We start from the raw sequence: 21,937 nt of genomic DNA on the forward strand, positions 1-21,937 counted from the left end.
TATCCACGGCTCGGCGGCTCTACGCGGCGCGTCCGCCGGACGCGGGTCAGCCGCCTGTGAGCGCCTCGGCGACCGACGCGTGGATCGCGTCGTAGTCCGGATGCTCGGGGTCGACCGCCGGGGGCGTCAGCTCGACCGAGCCGATCGGCTGCGAGCGGGTCCGGAGCGCGAGCTGCAGGAAGCCGCCCAGCGCGCCCTGCGGGATGTCCGTGCGGACGACGCGCGCGCCGGCGTCGGCGATCCCCTGGAACTGCAGCAGCACGTTCACCGGGGAGAGGCGGGCGAGGATCGCGCCCTGCACCTCGCGCTGGCGGACCATCCGGTCGTAGTCGCCGCCGGCCGAGCCGTAGCGGGAACGGGCGTAGGCCAGCGCGTTGCTGCCGTCGAGGTGGTGCTCCCCGGGGGTGAGCCAGGCGTTCACGCCGACCAGCTCGCCGGTGGTCTCGTCGAGGACGCCGCCGAAGGGGAGGTCGCCGTCGCCGGTGTAGTCGACGTCGATGCCGCCGAGCGCGTCGATCAGGCTTGCGAAGCCCTGCATGTCGACGAAGGCGTAGTACTGGATCGGCAGCCCCAGCGCGCCCTCGGCGGCGTCGCGCGTCGCCTCGATGCCGGGGGAGCTGCCGTGCGCCACCGCGTCCGGGTACAGCTCCGGGCTCTTCAGCTCGACCTCCGTGTGGATGGAGTTGAGCATGCAGGGATCGACGTTGCAGCCCCGCCACAGGTAGCCGTCGGGGTAGAGGTCGTGCATCGGCGAGTCCTCGGGGAAGGGCACGTTCCGGAGGTTCCGCGGCAGGCCGATGACCGTCGCCGCTCCGGTCGCCGTGTCGATCGAGGCGACCGAGATGCTGTCCGGGCGGAGCCCCGCGCGGTCCTCGCCGGCGTCGCCACCCAGCAGCAGGACGTTGTAGCGGCCGTCGACGGGCGCGGCCACCGGCCCGTCGCCGAACACCGTCGACAGCAGTCCACGGGAGATCCCGACGAGGTGGCCGCCGTAGCCCGCAGACCCGACCGAGACGAGCAGCGCGAGCGCCGTCGCCACCCCGAGTGCGACGCGGGCGCGCGGCCGGAGCTTCACGAGCCGGGCGAGCCGCAGGGTGTCGAGGGTGAGCACGAGCCAGAGCGCGGCGCAGGCGACCAGCACGACCTGCAGGACGGTCAGCGTCCCGTCGAGCGCGGCGACCGAGAAGACGAGCGACGGGACGACGAGGAGTGCCAGCAGCAGCAGGACGACGACCGCCCACAGCAGCAGGGTCGCGGCGAGACCGATCCGGCCGAGACGCCGCGAGCCGGCGAGCACCTGCGCGGACCCGGGGATCAGCAGGCCGAGCCCGAGCAGCCACCAGGCGCGGCGGGTCATCACCGCCCGCGACGAGGTGTCCGGGTCCCGCAGTGGCGTCCGCCTGCGGACACCGTCCTTCACCACTGCACTGCGCACGTCGCCCTCCCCGGAACCGACCACCCACGGTAGGGCCTGCGCGCCGCCCGGGCGGACGGCGACGCGCGGCGCTCGACCGCCGAAGCGCACGGAGGCCGGGGTCAGCTCCGGGCGGGGTAGTCGCCCGCCTCGAGGTCCGCGAGCAGGCTCGGGTGGGTCGGCGCCCAGCCGTAGGTGCTGCGGGTCCAGGCGCTCGACGCGGGCTGGTCCATCGCGAAGATCTCGCCGAGGGGTCCGAACGTCTCCGCCGGCACCTGCTCGACGGGCAGGCCGAGGCGCCGCCCGATGACCGTGGCGATCGCGAGCATCGTGTCGCCCTCGTCGGCGACGGCGTTCACGGCCGTCCCCGCCTCGCCCCGCTCGATCATCAGGCGGAACAGCGACGCCGCGTCGCGACGGTGCACGGCCGGCCAGCGCTGGCCGCCGTCGCCGACGTAGGCGGAGACTCCGGAGCGCTGCGCGGCCTGGATGAGGAGCCCGGCGAAGCCGTAGGCGACGTCGCGCTCGTGCACCGACCGGGGGAGCCGGACGGTGGTCGTCCGGACGCCCTGCTCCGCCAGACCCAGGACCCGCGCGGCATTGACCCCGCGGCCGCCGACCGGGCCGGTGGTGGTCAGCGGGTCGTGCTCGGTCGCGACGGCACCGGCGGAGAAGGTCGTGCCCGAGACGAGGGAGAACGGCTTGCCGGTGCCGACGAGCGCGGCGCCGATCGCGTCCATCGCCGCGCCCTCCTCCGCGATGCTGCGCTCGAGGTCGGAGAAGTCGTTGCTGAAGGCGAGGTGGATCGCGCCGTCGGCGGCACGGGCGATGTCCGCCAGCAGTTCCAGGTCGGCGAGCTCGCCGCGGAGGGGCTCGCCGCCGGCGTCGAGGACCCGGCGGGCAGCCGACTCCGACCGGGCGAGACCGAGCACCTCGTGGCCGTGGGCGACGAGATCCTCGGTGACGGCGAGGCCGATGGCGCCCGGGGCGCCGGTGAGGAGGATGCGCATGGGAGGACTCCTTCTGAGTGATGAGATCGATGTCCCATCACTGTAGCCCCGTGATGGGACTCGTGTCGCGTCACGGTAGGATCTCCCCATGCCACGCTGGGAACCCGATGCCCGCGAGCGGTTCGTCTCCGCCGCTCTGCACCTGTTCACCGAGCAGGGCTACGACGAGACCACGGTGGCGCAGATCGCCGATCGGGCAGGGCTGACCCGGAGCACGTTCTTCCGGCACTTCCCCGACAAGCGCGACGTGCTCGCCGCCGGTCAGGAGACGCTCTCGGCGCTGCTCGCGCAGGGGGTGCGCGAGGCTCCGGCCGGGGCGACGCCGATGCAGGCGGTCGCCGCCGGGCTGGTGTCGGCCTCCGCCGCGATGACGCCCTTCAACCGTGAGCTCGGGCCGCGGCTCGAGGCGGTGATCGCCACCAGCGCAGAGCTGCAGCAGCGGGCTCTGCTGAAGAAGGTCGGGATGGCGACGGCGATGGCGGACGCCCTCCGCGAGCGCGGGGTCGCCCCGGCGGTCGCCGACGCCGCCGCCGAGCTCGGGGTGCTCGCCTTCAAGGAGTCGTTCGCCGAGTGGTCCGAGGGCCGGGACGGCGAGCTGCCGGCCCTCGCCACCGCCGCGCTCGACCGCCTGCGGGAGGCGCTGACGCAGCTCGGCTGAACCCGCGCCGTCAGCCGGTGCGCGCCCAGTGGTCGCGGCCGCTCCGGCGCCACTGCTGGCGGGGCCCGTCCGATTCCCGGGCGGTGTCCATCAGCCACAGGGTGCTGTCCGGGGCCCAACCGGCGATCACGGAGGAGTAGCCGTCGTCGACCGGGATCAGCCGGGTCGCGCTCGAGAGGTAGCCGAGCACGGTGAGGTGGACGGCGTCCCACTCGGCGGCGACGCGCTGCCAGTCCGGGATCAGCCAGCGGCCCTCCCCGCCGGTCACCTGGTACCAGTCGTGCCGGCGGGAGGCGGTGACCTCGGCGGGGAAGGCGCGGCAGAGCGCGGCCCAGTCCTCGGCGCTGCCGATCTCGAGCGTGCGGCCGGCGCCGCTCACCGGGATCACGGTCGCGGTGTCGAGTCCGGCGGCGTCCTCGACCAGCTCCAGCAGATCCTCGATCCGGGACTGCGTGCGCAGCAGTCGGAGGGGGAGCGACCACCACGAGCCGGAGTAGCTCGCGCGCGGGTCGGCCGGGCGCTCGCGGGCGGACTGCTCCTCGTCGGCGCGGCGGGCTGCGGACCACTCGTCCAGGAGCGCGGCGGTGCCGGTCGGGAGCGGCCGGGCGGTGTCGGGGCGCCAGTCGACGGCCCACTGAGTCCGGGTGGCGGGGCTCGTCCACGTCGCCGCGGCCGGAGAGGCGAGCACGCGCTCGGCGACGGGGAGCAGCGCGGCGCGGAGCTCCGGCAGTGCGGCGAGGACGTCCTCGGCGTCGGGCTCCTGCCAGGAGTACGCCGTGTCGACGCTCCTGCGGAACGCGGCGCGGACGGCGTCGTCCTCCGCCGGGGTCGGCGGGAGCGCCGCGATCATCGCGGCGAGGCTCTCGGGAGTGGGGACCGGCAGATCGCGAGCGTCCGCGCCGTCCTCGGAGGCGTACATCAGGACCGACTCCCCGCCGCCGACCGCGGCGTGCGCGAGGAGGAACGCCGCAGTGTGCAGCTCGGGGTCCGCCGCCGTTGCGTACTCCCAGCAGAGGCGGCGCCCCCGAGGCCCGCGGAGGAGGACGTCGGCTGCAGCAGTCATGTGCCCACTATGCCCGGCGGCGGCGCCGAGGCGTCCTCGAACGGTCGAGGCGTCCCCGAACGGTCGAGGCGTCCCGGCGCAGGTGGACGTCTCGACGGTGCGAGGACGCCTCGCCGGCCGCCGGTGCGGGCGTCAGGCGTCGGGGTTCATCCAGAAGGGGGAGTAGTGGTAGCCGTCGGGGTCGTCGAACTGGCGCTGGTACATGAAGGGGTACTCGTCGGTGTCGCCGATGCGGCCGCCCGCGGCGCCGGCGCGCTCGGTCAGCTCGTCGACGGCCTCGCGGCTGCCGAGATCGAAGGAGACGGTCATCTTCGAGGGGGTGTCCGGACCGCCGATCAGCTCCTCGGTGCCGCCGACGCTCGCGTACATCTCGCGGCTGCTGAGCATCAGGTACTGATCCGGCGCGATCGCGAAGCAGGCGACGTTCTCGTTCGACATCGCCTCGTTCCGGCTCCAGCCGAGGGCGGTGTAGAAGGCGGTGGCGCGCTCGACGCTCGCGACGGGGCAGGAGAGGTAGAGGCTCATGCGGGCAACACTGCCCAGAAGTGCGCGGCACGACAAGAGGCCGGGGAGGATCCGCGCCCGGAGTGTCCGCCGGGCGTCTGCCAGAGTGCTGGCATGCCCTCTCCGCAGACCCTGACCGAGGAGGACCGCCGGCTCGTCGCCGCCTGGGCCGCCGACTGCGCCGAGCGGGTCCTGCCGCTCTTCGAGGCGGAGGCGCCCGACGACGACCGCCCCCGCGACGGCATCGCCCGGGCACGCGCCTTCGCCCGCGGCGAGCTGAGCGCGGCCGGGGAGATCCGGCGCCGCTTCGAGGCGGGCCGGGCGTCGCAGTCGGCGACGTCGCCCGCGGCGAAGGCGGCGGCCTGGTCGGCGGGGCAGGCCTCCGGAGTCGCGCACCTCGGCGCGCACGCGCTGGGTGCCGCGGCGTTCGCGGCGAAGGCGGCCGAGCTGGCCGACCCGGGGCGCGGCGGCGCGGCCGAGATCGACCGGCAGCTGGCGGGGATGAGCGCCCCGGTGCGGACGGCCCTGGCGCGCCTGCCGCTGCTCGGCGAGGACCCGTCCGGTCCGCTCGGGCCGGGACTCCTGGCCTCCGGCGCGCTCGGCGCGTTCATCCGCACGCTGCAGGCGGCGCTCGCCGCGGGGGAGCAGGGCGGCGGGCAGTAGCGCGGGGCCAGCAGGGCGGACTCAGGCCGCGGGCAGCCGCACCGCGACGCGGAGCCCGCCCTCGCGTCGTGCGGTCAGGTCCAGCTCGCCGCCGTGAGCGCGGACGATGCTCGCCGCGATCGCGAGGCCGAGACCCGTCCCGGCGTGCTCGGTGCGGACCCGCGCGGCTCCGCGCTGGAACGGCTCCGTCAGCGCGGGGAGGGACAGCGGGTCGAGGGGCGCCCCGGAGTTCTCGATCACGAGGACGGCGGAGCCCGCGTCGACGCTCGTGCCGAGCCGCACCCAGCCGCCCGCCGGCAGATTGTGCACGATCGCGTTGTGCAGCAGGTTGACGCTCAGCTGCTGCAGCAGCGCCGGCGAACCCGAGGTGCGGGCCACGCCGCCGGCGGTCTCCAGGGCGACGCCGCCCCGCTCGGCGAGGGGCAGCAGCGTCTCGACCGCCTCCTCCGCCAGGAGCGACAGGTCCACGCTCTCGCGGGCGAAGGAGCGCTGATCCGCGCGGCCGAGCAGCAGCAGCGCCTCGACGAGCTCGATCGCCCTCGTGTTGACGCTCCCGAGGCGGGCGACCAGCGCGTCGACGTCGCGGTCCGGATCGTCGCGCGCCACCTCGAGGAGCGTCCGCGTGATCGCGAGCGGGGTGCGCAGCTCGTGCGAGGCGTTCGCCGCGAACCGCCGCTGCTCCGCGTCGTGCGCCTCGATCCGCTCGAGCATGGCGTCGAAGCCGTCGGCGAGCTCGCGGAACTCGTCCCGCCGGCCCTCGAGCGCGATCCGGTGCGAGAGGTCCCCGGCCGCGGCGAGGCGGGTGGCGCGGGTGATCCGCCGAAGCGGGGCGAGCATCCGGCCGGCCAGGAACCAGCCGCCGACCACCCCGAAGAGCAGCAGGAGCGCCAGGGCGGCGACGGCGGCGGGCGTGAAGGCGCGGAGCAGGTCGTCGCGCCCGGGGCGGAAGCCGTCGGTGCCGTCGGTGCCGTCGGTGCCGGGGCCGACCACCGCCTCCGCGGGGATGTAGCGCAGCAGGAACAGCCAGACGACGGTGAGCAGGAGGCCGCCGGCGAGCAGCAGGAAGCCGGCGTAGCTGAGGGTCAGCCGGACGCGGGCGGTGATGCCGGGCGGCCTAGCCACGGGTGCCGCCGCCGCTCTCGTCGCCGGCACCGTCCGTGAGGATGCGGTAGCCGACTCCCGGCAGCGTGCCGATCAGCCACGGCTCGCCGAGGCGCTTGCGGAGGGCGGAGATCGTGATGCGGACCGCGTTCGTGAACGGATCCGCGTTCTCGTCCCAGGCCCGCTCGAGCAGCTCCTCGGCGCTGATCGTGCCGCCCTCGGCGCCCATCAAGACCTCCAGCACGGCGAACTGCTTGCGGGTCAGCGCGACGTAGCGCCCGTCGCGGTGCACCTCGCGCCGGAACGGGTCCAGGCGGAGCCCCGCGATCTCGCGCACCGGCGGGCGGCTGCGCGCGCGCCTGCGGTCCAGGGCCCGGAGGCGCAGGACGAGCTCGCGCAGCTCGAACGGCTTCGTCAGGTAGTCGTCGGCGCCCAGCTCGAAGCCCGAGGCCTTGTCGTCCAGCCGGTCGGCGGCGGTGAGCATCAGGATCGGGACGCCGCTCCCGGACGCGACGATCGCGGCGGCGACCTCGTCGCCCGACGGCCCCGGGATGTCCCGGTCGAGGACGACGAGGTCGTAGGCGGTGAGTCCCAGCAGCTCCAGCGCGGTGTCACCGTCGCACGCGAGGTCGGCGGCGATCGCCTCGAGGCGGAGCCCGTCGCGGATCGCCTCCGCCATCAGAGGCTCGTCCTCGACCACCAGCACACGCATGCGGTCGATGCTACGAGCCGCGGTGTATCGCGGGCGTCTCCGAAAAGCCCTACGCCCCCGCAACACCCTCCGCGGTGGAGTGGTCCCCGCACCGCCGATCCGAACGGCGGCCGCAGAAGGGATCGACCATGAGTCAGCACCACCAGCGAACCCGGGCCCGCGCCGGCGTCCTCCTCCTCGTCGCGGCACTCGGCCTCACCGGCTGCGCCGCCGCCGAGCAGGTCTCCGGCGGCTTCGCAGGCCTCACCACCGTGTCCGGCGACACCGGCCGCTCCGTCGAGGACGGCTACCTCGGCGTCGGCGACTCCGTCTCGATCCACGACGACCACCTGCCGGTCATCGCGAACCTCGACCCCGCGCTGCGGGCCGCCGTCGAGGCGGCGGCCGACGCGATGGCGGCCGACGGCGTCGAGACGGTCGTCACGTCCGGCTGGCGGAGCGCCGCGTACCAGCAGGCGCTCCTCGACGACGCCGTGCAGGAGTACGGCAGCCTCGAGGAGGCCCGGAAGTGGGTGAGCACGCCGGAGCTCTCGGCGCACGTGACCGGCGACGCGATCGACATCGGCTACACCGACGCGGACAGCTGGCTCAGCCAGCACGGCGCCGACTACGGCCTCTGCCAGACCTACGGCAACGAGATGTGGCACTTCGAGCTGGCGACCGAGCCCGGCGGCGACTGCCCGCCGCAGAAGGAGAACGCGGCGGAGTGACGCTCGGACGCCGGTGGATCTCGATGCGCCCGCTGCGCGAGCTACTCGATCAGCATGCAGCTCGGCGGCTCCGCAGGACGGCCGAGAGGAGGACCAGGGCGGCGGCGGCCACCGCCCACGGGCCGGTGAAGACGAGCGCGCGCTCGATCGGACGCCAGAGCGGGGCGACGAGTCCGCCGAGGAGCAGGCCGGCCGCGCCGCCGACGAGGGCGTTCGCCACGACCTGCGCGGCGAGCCGCCCTCCGCTGCTGGTCCAGACGCGCTCGATCAGGCGGTCCAGCAGGTACGTCGCGGCGCCGACGGGCAGACTCGCCACCGCCGCGCAGACGGCGAGCCCGCCGAGGGCGAGGAGGACGAAGCCCGGGTCGGCCGACAGGGGAGTGGCCGCGGTCCCGTTCGCGCTGTCGACGAGCGCCCCGATCGCGAGCGGCACGAGCGCCAGCATCGCGCCCAGCACGGCTCGGACGGCGTGCTCGCGCCCGCGGGCTCCGGGCGCGCGGCCGGCCGAGCCTCCGGGTCGCGCGCCGCTCACGAGCACCTCCGTGTCGCCGGCACCGAGGAGACCGCCGGGGCGAGGGCGGCGAGGATCTCGCGACCGCCGGACAGGCCGGCGTCCAGCACGACCTCGACCACGGGGTCCCGGCCGTAGCTCGTCGCGACGACGACGGCCGCGTCGCTGTCATCGATCATCCAGTCGACGTCGCGCTCGGTGATGCACGCGGCGGAGGAGGGCACCCGGCGATCCTGTCAGTCCTCCGCGGTCCGCCGCCGCACGCCGCCGTCGAGCACGCGGTCGAGCCAGTCGCGCAGCAGCTCGCGCTCGGCCGGCCGGAGATCGGCGAGCCGCGGGGCGAGGGCGCGGACGGCGACGACGGCGGCGAGTGGCGCGTCGTCCGCGGCGGGCGGCTGCTCGGTCAGGATCCCGGCGAGCACCGCCTCGAACGCGGCGTCGGCGAGACCCGCGTCGCGCTCCGCCGCGGGGGAGGAGAGCAGGGTCGTCACGACGCCGGTCCCCGCGGTCTGGATCAGCCCGACGGCGCGGTCCTCAGGGACGCGGAGGCGACCGGCGGCCGCGACCCGCTGGATCCGCGCCGCGAGAACCCGCCTCCCCGACGTCGCCGCCGGTGAGGCGGCCGCGCGGGCCGGGTCGCTGAGCAGGCGGAAGAGTGCGGGATTCGCGAGGCCGAACTCGATCTGCGCCGTCCAGCCGGCGCGGAGATCCTCGATCGGGTCGACGTCGCCGGCCGCGGCCTCCTCGACGACGGCCGACTTCTCGGCGACCCAGCTGCTCAGCACGTGCTCGGCGACCGCCTCGAGCAGGCCGTCCTTGTCGCCGAAGAGGCGGTAGATCGCCGGAGCCTGCAGGCCGGCCGCCTCCGCGACGCCGCGGGTGGTGACGGCCGCTGGGCCGGCCTCGCGCAGGAGGCGGGCCGCCGCGTCGACGATGCGGGCTCGGGTGTCCGTGGGGGGCGCGGTCATGGATCGACGATATCGCACTGTTGCTATCGCTGGTATTCCAGGGTTATCGTTCGAGCAGTATCACCGATACCCGGTGGTCCCCGCTCGAAAGGCCCTCCATGATCATCGTCACCGGCGCCACCGGAGCGCTCAACGGCGCCACCGTCGACCACCTCCTCGACTCCCTGCCCGCCGCCGAGATCGTCGTCGTCGCGCGGGACACCGCGAAGGCCGCGCGCTTCGCTGACCGGGGTGTCGTGGTGCGGCGCGGTGACTACGCCGACTCCGCGTCCCTGCCCGGCGCGTTCGCGGGCGCCGACCAGCTGCTGCTCGTCTCCTCGAACGACCCGGGAGCCGATGCGCCGGCCCTGCACCGCGCCGCGGTCGAGGCCGCCGTCGAGGCCGGGGTCGGCCGCATCCTCTACACCAGCCACCAGGGCGCCTCGCCGGACACCCCGTTCGGGCCGGGCCGCGATCACGCCGCGACCGAGCAGCTGCTGGCGGAGTCGGGAGTCGCCTGGACCTCGCTGCGGAACGGCTTCTACGCCCACAGCCTCGCGTTCTTCCTCGGCGACTGGCGCTCGACCGGTGTCATCGAGGTGCCGTCCGACGGCCCCGTCTCCTGGACGGCGCGGGAGGACGCGGCGGAGGCCGCCGCTCTCCTCCTGCTCGCGGACGAGGCGCACGACGGACCGGTCACCCTCACCGCCCTCGAGGCGCCGACCTTCGCGGAGGTCGCGGAGCTCGCCGCGGACGTCGCGGGGCGGCCGATCGAGTTCCGGATCCTCGGCGACGACGAGTGGCTCGCGCGCCGCGTCGCCGCCGGGCAGCCGGAGCCGCAGGCGCGCTTCCTGCTCGGCATGCACCAGGCGGCGGCGGCCGGCTTCTTCGCGGGGACGGACCCGACGCTCGCGAGCCTGCTGGGGCGCGAGCCGCGCACGGTCCGGGAGCTGCTGGCCGCGGGCGACGGGCGCTGACCGGCCCGCGGACATCCGGCTCGTCGGAACCGCCTCGGCTCGTGGAACCCGCGTGCTCCGACGAGCCGGAGCAGATTCGGCGAGCCGGAGCTCGGCGGTCACCGCTCCTCGGCGCGCGGGATCCGCGTCGGTGCAGGGCGCCCGCGATCACCGGCTACCAGTCCTTCGACACCACGCCGTGGACCGAGACCGTCGTCGCCGCGACCGTCGCCGCCGCGGGCTGCGCGATGCTCGGCGCCGCCGCCGTGCTGGCGCTGCGCGGTCGCTCGCCGCGGGGAGGCGCCTGACTCCGAGTCACCCTCCATCCGGAACGGCGAGGCGTCCACGCGGAGCAGGACGCCTCGACGTCGGCGGGACGTCTCGCCGGGTGAGCGCCGCTGGCCGGTGACGCCGCGCCTACCTCGACTTGTCAGCGGGCCTCGCGTCCGGATCCCTGCCGAAGCGGCGGACGTAGATCTCCCGCATCTCCCGGAGTTGCGCTCGTTCGCGGTCGCTGATCGGCTCAGCCCTGCCTTCTGCGATCCTCCGCTGCAGATCGCTCGTCCCTCTGCTCACCGGCGCCACAGCGACCACCTCCACTGTCGATTCTCGTGAGGTCCGGGCGACGCGTCCACGTCCTCGTCACCTTGCAGATTCTCGATGGTCCGGTAGATCATCCGTGCCTCGGTCTCGGTCGCCTCGTTCAGCAACGCCGTCAGCGCGTCGTTGGCGACTTCTCGATCGGCCCGGATCGCCGAACTCGACAAGCGCAGTGCCCACTCCGCCCGCTTCCACCACTGATCGCGAGCGGCCGTCTCACGCGCGATGCGTGTCGAACGGAACGCCGGGAAGAAGGCGATCGTCGCGGCGATGACGGCGAAGAGACCAGCGGTGGGCGGTCCGCTCCAGAAGTCCCGCCAGAACGGTTCATCGAGGGCGAACGGCGGAAGCAGACTGCGCAGGATCGCTCCGACGCCGCCGCCGCCTGCTGCGATGATCACCGAACGAGCGACCCGCTCGGACGCGGGGTTCACCGTCGCCTCCCGCTCGATCGCGGTGGCCGGCGCGTCGGCGACGACGACGACAGCGTCTCCTCGCCGTCGTCGTCCTCGTCCGCACCGCACATCACGCGAGAAGGATGGCCCGCGATCGTGGCGGATGCGGGCCGGGACGCGGCTCGACGCATCTGTGGCGCGGGAGGCGGGAGCGCCTTCGCACCCGCCAGGCGGCGAGGCGTCCCGATGTCTCGCCGGGTGAGCGCCGCTGGCCCGTGAGGAGGGGGAGGAGACCGGCGTCCCGGCCGCCGTCAGCGGGGCGGCCGGTGCTCGCGCGGGCTGGCGCCGTGGTGGCGGCGGTAGGCGGCGGCGAAGGCGGCGGGCGTCGCGTAGCCGCAGGCCGCGGCGATCGCCGCCACGGGGGCGTCGGAGCGGCGCAGCAGGTCTCGGCCGTGCTCCATCCGCAGGGCGGTGAGGTACCGCATCGGCGTCGAGCCGGTCGAGGCGGAGAAGCGGCGCAGGAAGTGGAAGGGGCTGAGGTGCACCAGCGCGGCGAGCTCGTCGAGGGTCACCGGGTCGGCGAGCCGGGCCGCGAGGTGGTCGGTCACCAGGGCGAGCTGCGGCCGGGAGAGCCCCGCGGGGACGGCGGTGGGCTCCGGCAGGGCGAGCAGGTGCGCGACGAGCGCCGTGCCCACCGCGTCGGCGAGCACGGGCGGCGCTCCGGCCCGCGCGGCGCGGGCGAGCTCGAGCATCGCGGAGCGGACGAAGTCGTCGCCGACCGCGAGGAAGTCGAGCCGGTCGGCGGACGCTCCGGGGACGCCCGCCAGTACCCCGGCGACCAGCGGCGCGGCGACGGTGACGTGCAGCGAGCGGAACGTCTCGGAGCTCGTGCTGCGCCACGCCGCACGGATCTCGCGCCCCGGCGCCGTCGCGGCCGAGCGTCCCGGCGCCGCGTGCCCGTGCGCCCAGCGGCCGTGCGGTCGGGCGCTCTCGATCAGGTAGGAGCCGGCGGTCACCAGGATCAGCTGCAGCGCGTCGGTCGCCGGCGCGGTCACCTCGTGGTCGTGCGGATCGACCACCTCGCGCACCGCGACGCCGGTCCAGCCCGGGACCGGGCCGAGCGGACCCTCCACCTCGCCGCTCACCGCGGCGTGCCGAACGCCCGCACCGAGACGTCGTCCCACTCGCGCCAGGTGCGCAGGCGCTCGGCGTAGAGCTCCTCGATCGCGGGCAGGACCGTCCCCAGGATGAGCCGCGCCGGCGGGTCCTCCGCGTCGACGAGCTGCAGGATCGCGGCGCTCGTGGCCGAGGGGTCACCTACGGAGAAGTCCGGCCCGTCCGCGTGCACCGCCGCGTACTCGGGCAGCTCGGCGCTCCGGCGCGAGCCGCGGGCGAGCCAGTCGGTGGCGTAGGGGCCGGGCTCGACGCAGGTGATCCGGACGCCGAAGCCCGCCACCTCCTGTCGCAGCGACTCGCTCAGCCCCTCGAGCGCCCACTTCGACGCGTGGTACGCGCCGATGCCGGGGAAGGCGCGCACGCCGCCCTCGCTGGTGACCTGCAGGAGCCGGCCCCGGGAGCGGCGCAGCGCCGGGAGCGCGGCCTGGGTCACCCAGAGCGCGCCGAAGAAGTTGGTCTCCAGCTGCTCGCGGATCTCGCGCTCGGTCAGCTCCTCGACCATGCCGAAGTGGCCGTACCCGGCGTTGTTCACCACGATGTCGATCCCGCCGAAGTGCCGCTCCGCGCGGTCGACCGCGGCGAGCACGCCGGCGCGGTCGGTCACGTCCAGCGCGAGCGGGAGCAGGCGGTCGGGGAAGCGCTCGGCGAGGTCGTCGAGGCTGCGGGGGTCGCGGGCCGTGGCCGCGACGCGGTCGCCGCGCTCGAGCGCCGCCTCGGCCCAGAGCCGGCCGAAGCCGCTGGACGTGCCGGTCAGGAACCAGGTTCTCGGAGTCGTCATGCCGCCACTCTCCCCGGATCGCGGCCGTTCCGGAAGCGAATGATCGGCACCGCGGACATTCCTTCATGGACTGCCGCGCGCATACTGGACCGGTGACCCTCGACGTGCCCCCGCAGCTGCTCCGCGCGCTGGTCGCCGTGCTGCGCACCGGCTCCTTCACCGGCGCCTCCGAGCAGACCGGCTTCACCCAGTCCGCCGTCTCGAAGCAGATCGCTGCGCTCGAGGAGGCGGTCGGCGCGCCGCTCTTCCAGCGCGGGCCGCGCGGCGTCGTCCCCACTCCGGCGGCCCTCGGCCTCGCCCGGCACGCGTCGGCGATCCTGGACCACCTCGACACCGCGGCCCGCGAGATCGCCGACCTCGACCGCCCGTTGCTCGGGCGGGTGAGCCTCGGCGCCTTCGCGACCGCCGCGATGCACCTCGCGCCGGAGACGATCGCCCGGGTGACCCGGGCGCACCCGGCGATCGACGTCGTCCTGGTCGAGTCCTCGACACCCGTGCAGCTGCGGCGGCTGCGCACGGGGCGCCTCGACCTCGCGGTCGTCGCGGTCGGCGCCGAGCCCGACGGCGCCGAGCCCGACGGCGCCGAGCCCGACGGCTACGGCCTCGAGGGCATCGACACGGAGGTGCTGCCGGCCGCGTCGCTGCACGTCGCCGTCGGCGGGCGGCACCCGTGGGCGCACGCGCGGGAGCTGAGCGTCGACGATCTCGCGGGCGCGGACTGGGTGATCGGCCGCGGCGCGCGGGGCGAGCCGCAGTTCGGCGCGTGGCCGGCGCTCGCGCAGCCGCGGGTGGTCGCCGAGATCGACAGCTGGAGCAGCCGCCTCGCCTTCGTCGCCGCGGGCCTGGGCGTCACGACCGTTCCCGCGCTCGCGATCGCCGGCCTGCCGCGCCGCGTCGTCGCCGTGCCGGTGGCGGGCCCGCGCTGGGCGGGCCGCTCGCTGCGGGTCGCCTGGTCCGGCGAGCTCGATCCCGCCGCCCGCCTCGTCCGCTCGGCCCTGCACGCCGTCGCCGCCGACATCGCGGCCGCCCACTCCGCCCCCCGCGAGATGCCACTTGTGAGCGCGACACGCCGGTAGAAGCGTGCACAAGTGGCATCTCGCGGAGGGGGAGAGGGGGAGGGGGACGGGCGTCAGGGGCGGAGGAGGGTCCAGGCGTAGGGGGCGAGGTGCACCGTGTCGACGGGGTGGCCGGTGACGAGGTCGGTGCCGGAGACGGCGACGTCGACGGGGTCCTGGCCGTGGTTGATCACCGTGAGGACGTCGCCGCGGCGGGCCGCCTCGACCCAGGGGCTCCCGGTCTGCAGCACGGGGGCGATGCCGGACTGCTCGGCGAGCCAGGCGGTCAGCGCGAGCATGCCCGCGTCGTCCGGGATCGTCGCGAGGTAATGCGCGGTGCCCGTGCCGGTGCGCCGCGAGGTCAGCGCCGGGGTGCCCGCCGCGGGTCCGGAGGAGTAGCGGCCGAGGACCTCGACCGGCCGCTCGTCGGACGGGTCGACGAGCACGCCGAGCTCCTCCGCCAGCAGCTCGCCGCGCAGGACGCCGAAGGGAGCACCGGCGACCTCCGCGCCGGCCGCCCCGATCCCGGCGAACTCGAGGACCGACACGCCCAGCACCTCGCGGAGCCCGACCTGGAAGCCGCCCTCGCGGAAGGCGTCGTCCTCGTCGACCACGTCGCTGAAGGCGGTGACCAGCAGCCGGCCGCCGCGCTCGACGAACGCCGTCAGGTTCTCCGCCGCCGCGTCGGTGAGCAGGTAGGAGTGGGCGAGCAGCACGAGGTCGTACGCGGCGAGGTCCGCCGTCGGCAGCACCAGGTCGACCGCAAGGTTCTGCCGGTGCAGCGCGGAGTACCAGCGCTGGACGAGCTCCAGGAAGTCGAGCACGACCGGGTGGTCGGGGTTGCCGATCGCCCACCAGTTCTCCCAGTCGAGGACGAGCGCGATGCGGGCGCCGGAGCCGGTCGGGCCGCCGGCCGATCCGCCGGCCGATCCGCCGGTTGCTCCGCCGGTGGAGGACTCCGCCGACAGCTCCGGCAGCGCGCCGAGCACCCGGCCGAGCTCGACGACCTCGCGCCAGGTGCGGGTCCCGACGCCCGCCTGCGGCAGCATCGCCGAGTGGAACTTCTCGCTGCCCCGCCGCGACTGCCGCCACTGGAAGAACAGCACGCCGTCCGCGCCGCGCCCGACGGCCTGCATCGACAGTGCGGCCATCTGCCCGGGCGCCTTCACGGCGTTGGAGGGCCGCCAGCTGACGGCGCCGGTCGCCTGCTCCATCAGCAGCCACGGCACGCCCGGCTTGAGCGAGCGCATCAGGTCGCGGGTGAAAGCGGCGGTGCGGAACGACTCCGGGTCAGCGGGATCGACGTAGTTGTCGTCGCTGACGACGTCGACCTCGGCCGCCCACTTCCAGTAGTCGAGCGGCGGGAAGGCGCCCATGAAGTTGGTCGTGATCGGCTGTGTCGCCCCCGAGGCGCGGAGGATGTCGCGCTCCATCGTGTAGAGCTCGAGCAGCGCGTCCGAGGTGAAGCGGCGGAAGTCGAGCAGCCCGGCCGGGTTGTGGCTGTAGGGCGCCTTCCGCGGCGGCACGATCTCGGCGAAGGACGCGTAGCGCTGCGACCAGAAGAAGGTGCCCCAGCGCCGGTTGAGCTCGTCGATCGAGTCGTACTTGCGCTCCAGCCAGACCCGGAACGCGGCGGCCGCGTCGTCGGAGTAGTCGTGGTGCAGGTGGCAGGCGTACTCGTTGTTCACGTGCCAGAGCACCACCGCGGGGTGGTCGTGGTACCGCTCGGCGATCGCCGTCACCAGCCGGGCCGCGAGCCGGCGGTAGTCGGGGGAGGTGGGGCGGTAGGCCTGGCGGCTGCCCGGCCAGAAGGTCGCGCCGTTCTCGTCCTGCGGCAGGATGCCCGGGTATCTGCTCGTGGCCCACGGCGGCGGCGAGGCCGTGGCCGTCGCCAGGTCGACGGCGATGCCGTGCTCGTGCAGCAGGTCGAGGATCCGGTCGAGCCAGCCGAAGTCGAAGGTGTCCTCGTCCGGCTGGATCCGTGCCCAGGCGAAGATGCCCAGGCTGACGGTCGTGACGCCGGCCTCGCGCATCCGCCGCGCGTCCTCCGGCCAGACGCTCTCGTCCCACTGCTCCGGGTTGTAGTCGCCGCCGTAGTGGATCATCCGAGCCGTGGGCCTTCCGTGGTCGTCGTGGAGTCGTATTGGTCGAGTGGTGGTCGTCGAGTCGTGGTGGTGATCGTCGCGGAGACGATCGTCGTGGTGTCGTGCTCAGCGGGCCGCGGGCGCCGTCCGCGACAGCCGCACCGCGAGCGCGGCGAACACCGTGCAGCCGAGCGCCGGCACCACCAAGGGTGCCAGCTGCCAGGTGACCACGGCGGCGAGCACCAGCGCCACCAGCAGCGCCCCGGAGCCGCGCAGGTCGCGGACCGCCAGCGTCGCGGCCTCGCGGAGGAGCGGGACCCAGCGCGAGTCGGGCAGCCAGAGCGCGGACGCCGTCAGCACGACCACGAGCGCGGCCGCGAGGAGCGCCGCGCAGACCACCGCGACCGCGGTCGCCCCCGGAAGCGCGCCGGTCGAGGCGACCAGCAGGTCGAGGCCGAGCACCGCGGACAGCGCCAGCAGCGCGAGACCGACCGGCAGCGAGCGCAGGACCCCGGTGCGCGCCTCCGCCAGCGCCGTGCGCAGCGAGGACGGCTCGTCGAGGACGAAGCGGCGCAGGTGCCGCGCCCCGACCGCGAGGGCGAGCGGCAGCGTCACGAGCGGCAGCGCGAGGATCGTGACGAGGAGCCCCGTGAAGAGGACCTCGGCGAACAGCGCGAAGCGGTTCGCCGCCCCCGGCCAGCGCAGCGCCGTGCCGTCGGCAGCGGCCGCGCGGGCCTCGCGCTGCGCCCGTGACGCGCGGCTCATCCCTTGAGACCCTGGGTGGCGACGCCGTCGACCAGGAAGCGCTGGAAGACGATGAAGAAGATCAGCACCGGCAGCAGCGCGAGCACCGAGACCGCGATCGTCGCACCGTAGTCCGACGCCGAGGTCTGGTCGTTGTAGACGCGGAGCGCGAGCGGCAGCGGCTGCTGGTCGGGCGTGTTCAGGTAGAGCAGCGGGCCGAGGAAGTCGTTCCAGCTCCAGATGAAGGCGAAGATCGACGAGGTGATCAGCGCCGGGCGGATCAGCGGGATCGTGATCGAGCCGAAGATCCGCAGGTGGCCGGCGCCGTCGATCCGCGCCGCCTCGTCGAGCTCGCGGGGCAGGTTGCGGATGAACTGCACCATCAGGAAGACGAAGAACGCCTCGGTCGCGAGGAACTTGCCGATCAGCAGCGGCCAGTAGGTGTCCATCATCCCGAGGGTGCGGAAGATCGTGTACTGCGGGATGAGCAGGACGTGCATCGGCAGCAGCAGCGTGCCGATCATCAGCGCGAAGTAGAGCGGGCGGCCGCGGAAGTCGAGCCGGGCGAAGGCGTAGGCCGCCATCGAGGAGGAGATCACCACTCCGATGACCGAGCCGACCGCGAGGATCGTCGAGTTGAGGAAGAACCGCCAGAGCGGGACTCCGCCGACGCCGGCGAGCACCTTGACGAAGTTGTCGAGCGTCGGGTTCTGCGGCAGCAGCGAGGTCTGGCCGCCGAACTCGCTGTTCGGCTTGAACGCCGCGGCGCCCATCCAGACCAGCGGGTAGAGCACGATCGCGGTGAGCACGATCATCGCCGCGATCCAGACCAGCGTCGCGGTCTTCGGGCGCTTGCGGCGCGGGCGCCGGCGGGGTGCGGGCTCGGTGAGCACCTGCGTGTCGGCCGAGGGGAGCGTGGTGTCGAAGGTCGTCATCGTGTGTCTCCCGAGTAGTGCACCCAGCTCTTCTGGGTCTTGAAGAGGACGAAGGCGAGCACGCCGACGAAGAGGAGGAGGACCCAGGCCATCGCCGAGGCGTAGCCCATCTGGTTGTTCGTGAAGGCGCGGGTGTAGAGGTACACCGTGTAGAAGTTCGTGGCGCCGGCCGGGCCGCCAGTGCCGTTGCCGATGATGTAGGCCGAGGCGAAGACCTGGAAGGCGTTGATCATCTCGAGCAGCAGGTTGAAGAAGATCACCGGCGAGAGCATCGGCAGCGTGACGCTGCGGAACTTCCGCCAGGGGCCCGCTCCGTCGACCATCGCGGCCTCGTAGAGCTCGGCCGGGACCTGCTTGAGGCCGGCCAGGAAGATCACCATCGGGGCGCCGAACTGCCAGACGGCCAGGATGATCATCATCGGCAGGATCAGGGCGGGCACGCCGACCCAGCCGCCGATCTGGATGCCGAAGATCTGCAGTCCCGAGTCGACCGGTCCGTCGGTCGAGAACATCGCGCGCCAGACGATGGCGATGCTGACGCTCGCGCCGATCAGCGACGGCGCGTAGAAGGCGGAGCGGAAGAAGCCGGTGCCCTTCGCGCTGTAGTTGAGGAGCATCGCCACGACGAGAGCGGCGGCCAGCTTCACCGGCGTGCCGATGAAGACGTAGGCGAGGGTGAGCTGCACCGACTGGAGGAACTTCGGGTCGCCGAACAGGCGCTCGAAGTTCCCGGTGCCGATCCACTCCGGTGCCCGGAAGAGGTTGTAGTCGGTGAAGGAGAAGTAGAGGGACATCAGCATCGGGCCGAGCGTGAGCCCGACGAAGCCGATCAGCCACGGCGAGAGGAACACGTAGCCGGCCAGGGTGTCCCGCTTGGGGCGTCGCCGCGCCTGAGGGCCGACCGGACGAGGAGTGCTCGTCCGGTCGGCGATCGGCGCGACGCGACCGTCCGCGGCGGTGCCGCTGGGGGTCGACGTCGTCGTCATGTGATGCCTTTCCTGGCCTGGATGAAGGGGATCAGTGGGGAGCGGTGGGGAGCCGTTATGTGCGGCCGGATCAGTGCGGCCGGGTCAGTTCTGGAGCGTGACGTCGGTCTCGTCGAAGAACTGCTGGACCGCCTCGTCGACGCTCACCGCGCCGAGGCCGAGGCTGGTGCCGAGGTCCAGGAAGTTCGCCTCGATCGCGCCGTAGCCGGCGACCGGAGCGGCCGGGGCCTCGCCGAGACGGTCCTCGACGGAGTCGAGGTAGTCGGCGACCTGCTTGTCCGGGCCCTCGAGGTTCGCGCCGGCGAGCTGCTCGGAGGAGGCGGGGATGCCGAGGGTGGCGCCGAAGATCTCGCCGACCTCGGGGCTGTTGATCAGGAAGTCGAGGAAGGTCGCGGCAGCCTCGGGGTGCTCGGTCGCCGAGGAGATCGCCTGCATCAGGCCGACCTTCTGGTAGAGGTCCTTGCTGCCCTCGTCCGCGGTCGGGGGAGCGGTCATCACGATCTCGGAGGCGCCGCTGTCGCCGATGTAGCCGCCGAGGAAGTTGCTCCAGCTCATCTCGCTGGTCGCGATGCCGGCGCCGAAGCCGGACTTGGGCAGCAGCTCCTGGAGGCGCGCGGCCGGGACGCCGGTGCTGGTGCGCATCTCGTCGCCCTGCTCCCAGAACGCGGCGAGGTCGTCCTCGGTGAAGCCGAGCTCGCCGTCCTCGGTGAACAGCTCCTTGCCCTCGGCGCGCAGCTGCAGCTCGAAGTTCTGGATGCGGCCGGTGTAGTCGGTGCCGCCGTAGACGGCGCCGCCTGTCTTCGCCGTGACGTCGGCGACGTAGGCCGCGTAGTCCTCCCAGCTGCCGCCGCCGGCGTAGGGCTCGACGCCGTTCGCGGCGAGGAGGTCCTGGTTCTGGAAGACGGCCCAGGCGCTGTAGCCGGTGGGGATCGCGTAGGTCGCGCCGTCGAGCTCGCCGGTGGCGAGCAGCTCCGGGGAGATGGTGGTCTCATCGACCACGCCGCCGAAGTACTCGGACAGGTCGCCGAGCAGGCCGTTGTCGCCGTACTGGCGGAGGTAGGTGTAGTCGAACTGCATCACGTCGGGCAGTCCGCCGCCGGCCGCCTCGGTCTGCCGCTTCTCCCAGTAGCCGGGGTAGTCCGTGAAGGTCGAGTTGATGGTGATGTTCGGGTGCTCGTCCTCGAACAGGGCGATCGCCTTGTCGTAGCGGGCGGCGCGGTCGTCGTTGCCCCAGAACGTGTAGTCGAGGGTGATCTCCTCGTCCGGGTCCAGGGTGGCGGAGGCCCCGGAGCCTCCACCGGAGCAGCCGGTCAGAGCGAGGGCGGCCACGGCCACGGCGGCCACCGCCGAGTAGCGCATGCTGTGTGAGCGGAACATCGTCGTCCTTTCGAGAACATCATCGTTTCGAGCCCCGAACTGCAATGAAACGTTTCGGGAAAGCGTTTGCCCCAAAATACGTGCCGGGGTCTCGCCCGTCAAGCCGGGCTCGCGGCGGGGTCTCGATACGCCGCCTGCGGCGTCTGCTCGACCAGCAGGCACTTGTTGATCGAGTAGCCCGCGCAGCGGGCGTATCGAGATCCGGCCCTGCCGGACGCGAGGGTCCGGCAGCCGGTGTGCTGAGGACGCGGGGTCTCGATACGCCGCCTGCGGCGGCTACTCGACCAGCAGGGGGTGGCCGCCTGCGGCGCCTGCTCGACCAGCAGGGGGTGGCGGCCTGCGGCGCCTGCTCGACCAGCAGGGGGTGGCGGCCTGCGGCGGGTGCTCGACCGGCACGGGGTGGCCGCCCGGGGCGGCTAGTCGACCGGCGCGCCGTCGGCGGAGCAGAGCAGCGCGCCGTCGACGACGGTGAGCACGGCCGCGCGGACGTGCGAGCGGCGCATCGCGGCACTCGGCGGCATCGACGCGAGGTCGCTGCCGTCCCAGCCGGGGTGGGTGAAGTAGACGATCAGGGCGCGGTCCTCGTCGAGCGTGACGACGTCCGCGTGCCGGGCGACGATCGGCGCACCGTCCAGCCGCTCCGGAGCGGTCAGGATCAGGCCCTCTCGCTCGGACTGCCGCCGCCAGTCGCCGACGCCGTCGGGGGAGTGGTGCACGGCCAGCCCGCGCCACTCGTCCGTGATCAGCCAGTACCGGCCGGCCAGCGGGAACACCTTCGGCCCCTCGTGCGGGCGCCCGCCGACGGCGACGCCCTCGAGCCGCCAGGACGCCGGGTCGCCGGGATCGTCGCTGACGGCGACGACGGTGCTGCAGTCGCGCCGCTCGTCCTTCGCCCAGAGCCGGTGGCGCCCGTCGCCGGTGCGCGCGACGGCCGCGTCGATCACCCGCTCGGAGCCGAGGTCGATGTCGCCGAGGAGCCGCCAGGTCTCGAGGTCGTCGCTCTCGAACTGCGTGATCGTCGCCCGCCCGCTCCAGTCGTCGGGGGTGCCGTCGATCCGGGTGACGAACATCTGCCAGCGATCCCCGATCCGCACGACATCGGGCGCCCAGAGCGTCGGCAGCTCGGCCGACAGCCCGGCGTCGAGGCCGGGGACGGTGCCGCGGTACTGCCAGGTCGCCCCGCCGTCGCTCGACACCGCGACGCCGATGGCGCTGCCGTGCACCCACTCGACCCCGGGCAGATCGAGGGTCGCGCGCCGCTGGGTGTAGAACAGGCGCCACTCGCCGCGGAGGGTGTCGGCGACCAGCACCGGGTCGGTCGGTCCGTCGAACACGGGATCGCAGTAGGGCACGGCGAAGGCGTCCTCGCGCAGGGGCATCGGCTCGGTCATCGGGATCCTCACGGGGTCTGGCGCACCGGCTCGCCCGCGCGCATCGGTCGGCAGAACCCTAGCCAGGAAAACGCTTGCCCACGACCGCGCCGCCCGGGTAGCGTCGAGGGCGTCCCCGTCGGAGCGGTCGCTCCCGAAGGCGCTGCGGACACCCCGATCGGAGTCGA

Annotated in this window: 24 protein-coding genes; 5 read left to right on the forward strand and 19 right to left on the reverse strand. The window is 74.0% G+C overall.

The features are described from left to right. Positions 1 to 46 precede the first annotated feature (46 nt). Together EDF45_RS16260 and EDF45_RS16265 are read right to left on the reverse strand one after the other, a co-directional pair. Positions 47 to 1,435: an LCP family protein gene (locus EDF45_RS16260; RefSeq protein WP_260312251.1), complete on the reverse strand. Its 1,389-nt coding sequence runs from the start codon at positions 1,433 to 1,435 to the stop codon at positions 47 to 49. Positions 1,436 to 1,536: 101 nt separating this feature from the next. Continuing rightward, on the reverse strand, positions 1,537 to 2,424 hold the full coding sequence (locus EDF45_RS16265; RefSeq protein ID WP_123737116.1) for an NAD-dependent epimerase/dehydratase family protein: 888 nt from the start codon (positions 2,422 to 2,424) through the stop codon (positions 1,537 to 1,539). Positions 2,425 to 2,512: 88 nt separating this feature from the next. Here EDF45_RS16265 and EDF45_RS16270 point away from each other — a divergent pair, with 88 nt between their 5' ends. Then, positions 2,513 to 3,082, forward strand: a complete 570-nt coding sequence (locus tag EDF45_RS16270) for a TetR/AcrR family transcriptional regulator (RefSeq protein WP_123445943.1) — start codon at positions 2,513 to 2,515, stop codon at positions 3,080 to 3,082. A 10-nt stretch (positions 3,083 to 3,092) separates the two neighbouring features. On the opposite strand, the gene EDF45_RS16275 is transcribed toward EDF45_RS16270, so the two are convergent. Both EDF45_RS16275 and EDF45_RS16280 read right to left on the reverse strand, forming a co-directional pair. Then, complete coding sequence (locus tag EDF45_RS16275) at positions 3,093 to 4,145, reverse strand: hypothetical protein (protein WP_123737115.1); 1,053 nt, start codon at positions 4,143 to 4,145, stop codon at positions 3,093 to 3,095. Positions 4,146 to 4,277: 132 nt separating this feature from the next. Then, positions 4,278 to 4,670 (reverse strand): VOC family protein, encoded by a 393-nt coding sequence (locus EDF45_RS16280; protein WP_123703755.1) that lies wholly within the window; start codon positions 4,668 to 4,670, stop codon positions 4,278 to 4,280. Between the two features lie 93 nt (positions 4,671 to 4,763). On the opposite strand from EDF45_RS16280, the gene EDF45_RS16285 reads away from it, so the two are divergent. Further along, complete coding sequence (locus tag EDF45_RS16285; protein WP_123737114.1) at positions 4,764 to 5,312, forward strand: putative immunity protein; 549 nt, start codon at positions 4,764 to 4,766, stop codon at positions 5,310 to 5,312. A 21-nt stretch (positions 5,313 to 5,333) separates the two neighbouring features. Here the strand turns inward: EDF45_RS16285 and EDF45_RS16290 are convergent, their stop codons facing one another. Both EDF45_RS16290 and EDF45_RS16295 read right to left on the reverse strand, forming a co-directional pair. After that, complete coding sequence (locus EDF45_RS16290) at positions 5,334 to 6,434, reverse strand: HAMP domain-containing sensor histidine kinase (RefSeq protein ID WP_123737113.1); 1,101 nt, start codon at positions 6,432 to 6,434, stop codon at positions 5,334 to 5,336. After that, positions 6,427 to 7,125, reverse strand: a complete 699-nt coding sequence (locus EDF45_RS16295) for a response regulator transcription factor (protein ID WP_123737112.1) — start codon at positions 7,123 to 7,125, stop codon at positions 6,427 to 6,429. Before EDF45_RS16295 ends, EDF45_RS16290 begins: the two co-directional genes overlap by 8 nt. 128 nt (positions 7,126 to 7,253) lie before the next feature. Between EDF45_RS16295 and EDF45_RS16300 the strand changes: the two genes are divergently transcribed. After that, positions 7,254 to 7,835: a M15 family metallopeptidase gene (locus EDF45_RS16300; RefSeq protein WP_123737111.1), complete on the forward strand. Its 582-nt coding sequence runs from the start codon at positions 7,254 to 7,256 to the stop codon at positions 7,833 to 7,835. Positions 7,836 to 7,884: 49 nt separating this feature from the next. Here the strand turns inward: EDF45_RS16300 and EDF45_RS16305 are convergent, their stop codons facing one another. Genes EDF45_RS16305 through EDF45_RS16315 form a run of 3 tightly spaced genes read right to left on the reverse strand, consistent with a single transcriptional unit; the run spans position 7,885 to position 9,314 of the window. Continuing rightward, entirely contained in the window at positions 7,885 to 8,367 is a 483-nt protein-coding gene (locus EDF45_RS16305; protein WP_123737110.1) for a hypothetical protein, read from the reverse strand. After that, positions 8,364 to 8,570, reverse strand: coding sequence for a hypothetical protein (locus EDF45_RS16310; RefSeq protein ID WP_123737109.1), 207 nt, complete (start codon positions 8,568 to 8,570; stop codon positions 8,364 to 8,366). Before EDF45_RS16310 ends, EDF45_RS16305 begins: the two co-directional genes overlap by 4 nt. Before the next feature lie 12 nt (positions 8,571 to 8,582). Further along, a complete protein-coding gene (locus tag EDF45_RS16315) occupies positions 8,583 to 9,314 on the reverse strand; it encodes a TetR/AcrR family transcriptional regulator (protein WP_123737108.1) in 732 nt (243 codons plus the stop codon). Positions 9,315 to 9,412: 98 nt separating this feature from the next. On the opposite strand from EDF45_RS16315, the gene EDF45_RS16320 reads away from it, so the two are divergent. After that, a complete protein-coding gene (locus EDF45_RS16320) occupies positions 9,413 to 10,270 on the forward strand; it encodes an NAD(P)H-binding protein (RefSeq protein WP_123737107.1) in 858 nt (285 codons plus the stop codon). Between the two features lie 154 nt (positions 10,271 to 10,424). On the opposite strand, the gene EDF45_RS21360 is transcribed toward EDF45_RS16320, so the two are convergent. From EDF45_RS21360 to EDF45_RS16345, 4 genes are all read right to left on the reverse strand, one after another. Continuing rightward, positions 10,425 to 10,568: a hypothetical protein gene (locus EDF45_RS21360; protein WP_185020225.1), complete on the reverse strand. Its 144-nt coding sequence runs from the start codon at positions 10,566 to 10,568 to the stop codon at positions 10,425 to 10,427. A 253-nt stretch (positions 10,569 to 10,821) separates the two neighbouring features. After that, the gene (locus EDF45_RS16335; protein ID WP_148060318.1) at positions 10,822 to 11,250 is read right to left on the reverse strand and encodes a hypothetical protein; all 429 of its coding nucleotides are present in this window, start codon (positions 11,248 to 11,250) and stop codon (positions 10,822 to 10,824) included. Between the two features lie 305 nt (positions 11,251 to 11,555). Then, positions 11,556 to 12,389, reverse strand: a complete 834-nt coding sequence (locus EDF45_RS16340) for an AraC family transcriptional regulator (RefSeq protein WP_123737103.1) — start codon at positions 12,387 to 12,389, stop codon at positions 11,556 to 11,558. Then, positions 12,386 to 13,198 (reverse strand): SDR family NAD(P)-dependent oxidoreductase, encoded by an 813-nt coding sequence (locus tag EDF45_RS16345; RefSeq protein ID WP_123737102.1) that lies wholly within the window; start codon positions 13,196 to 13,198, stop codon positions 12,386 to 12,388. Before EDF45_RS16345 ends, EDF45_RS16340 begins: the two co-directional genes overlap by 4 nt. A gap of 92 nt (positions 13,199 to 13,290) precedes the next feature. Between EDF45_RS16345 and EDF45_RS16350 the strand changes: the two genes are divergently transcribed. After that, positions 13,291 to 14,274 carry a LysR family transcriptional regulator gene (locus EDF45_RS16350; protein ID WP_185020226.1) on the forward strand — a complete coding sequence of 328 codons (984 nt, stop codon included), beginning with the start codon at positions 13,291 to 13,293 and terminating at the stop codon, positions 14,272 to 14,274. Between the two features lie 53 nt (positions 14,275 to 14,327). Here the strand turns inward: EDF45_RS16350 and EDF45_RS16355 are convergent, their stop codons facing one another. The 6 genes from EDF45_RS16355 to EDF45_RS16380 form a co-directional block, all read right to left on the reverse strand. Beyond that, positions 14,328 to 16,358, reverse strand: coding sequence for a beta-galactosidase (locus tag EDF45_RS16355; RefSeq protein ID WP_123737100.1), 2,031 nt, complete (start codon positions 16,356 to 16,358; stop codon positions 14,328 to 14,330). 105 nt (positions 16,359 to 16,463) lie between these two features. Then, positions 16,464 to 17,102 (reverse strand): hypothetical protein, encoded by a 639-nt coding sequence (locus EDF45_RS16360; RefSeq protein WP_123737099.1) that lies wholly within the window; start codon positions 17,100 to 17,102, stop codon positions 16,464 to 16,466. Then, on the reverse strand, positions 17,099 to 18,016 hold the full coding sequence (locus EDF45_RS16365) for a carbohydrate ABC transporter permease (protein WP_123703773.1): 918 nt from the start codon (positions 18,014 to 18,016) through the stop codon (positions 17,099 to 17,101). Before EDF45_RS16365 ends, EDF45_RS16360 begins: the two co-directional genes overlap by 4 nt. Then, positions 18,013 to 19,002, reverse strand: a complete 990-nt coding sequence (locus EDF45_RS16370) for a carbohydrate ABC transporter permease (protein WP_123703775.1) — start codon at positions 19,000 to 19,002, stop codon at positions 18,013 to 18,015. Before EDF45_RS16370 ends, EDF45_RS16365 begins: the two co-directional genes overlap by 4 nt. Positions 19,003 to 19,086: 84 nt before the next feature. Further along, on the reverse strand, positions 19,087 to 20,379 hold the full coding sequence (locus tag EDF45_RS16375) for an ABC transporter substrate-binding protein (RefSeq protein WP_243839927.1): 1,293 nt from the start codon (positions 20,377 to 20,379) through the stop codon (positions 19,087 to 19,089). A gap of 416 nt (positions 20,380 to 20,795) precedes the next feature. Further along, entirely contained in the window at positions 20,796 to 21,770 is a 975-nt protein-coding gene (locus EDF45_RS16380; RefSeq protein WP_123737098.1) for a glycoside hydrolase, read from the reverse strand. Positions 21,771 to 21,937: the final 167 nt, after the last annotated feature.

Source organism: Rathayibacter sp. PhB186 (assembly GCF_003751825.1).
GTDB lineage: Bacteria > Actinomycetota > Actinomycetes > Actinomycetales > Microbacteriaceae > Rathayibacter > Rathayibacter festucae.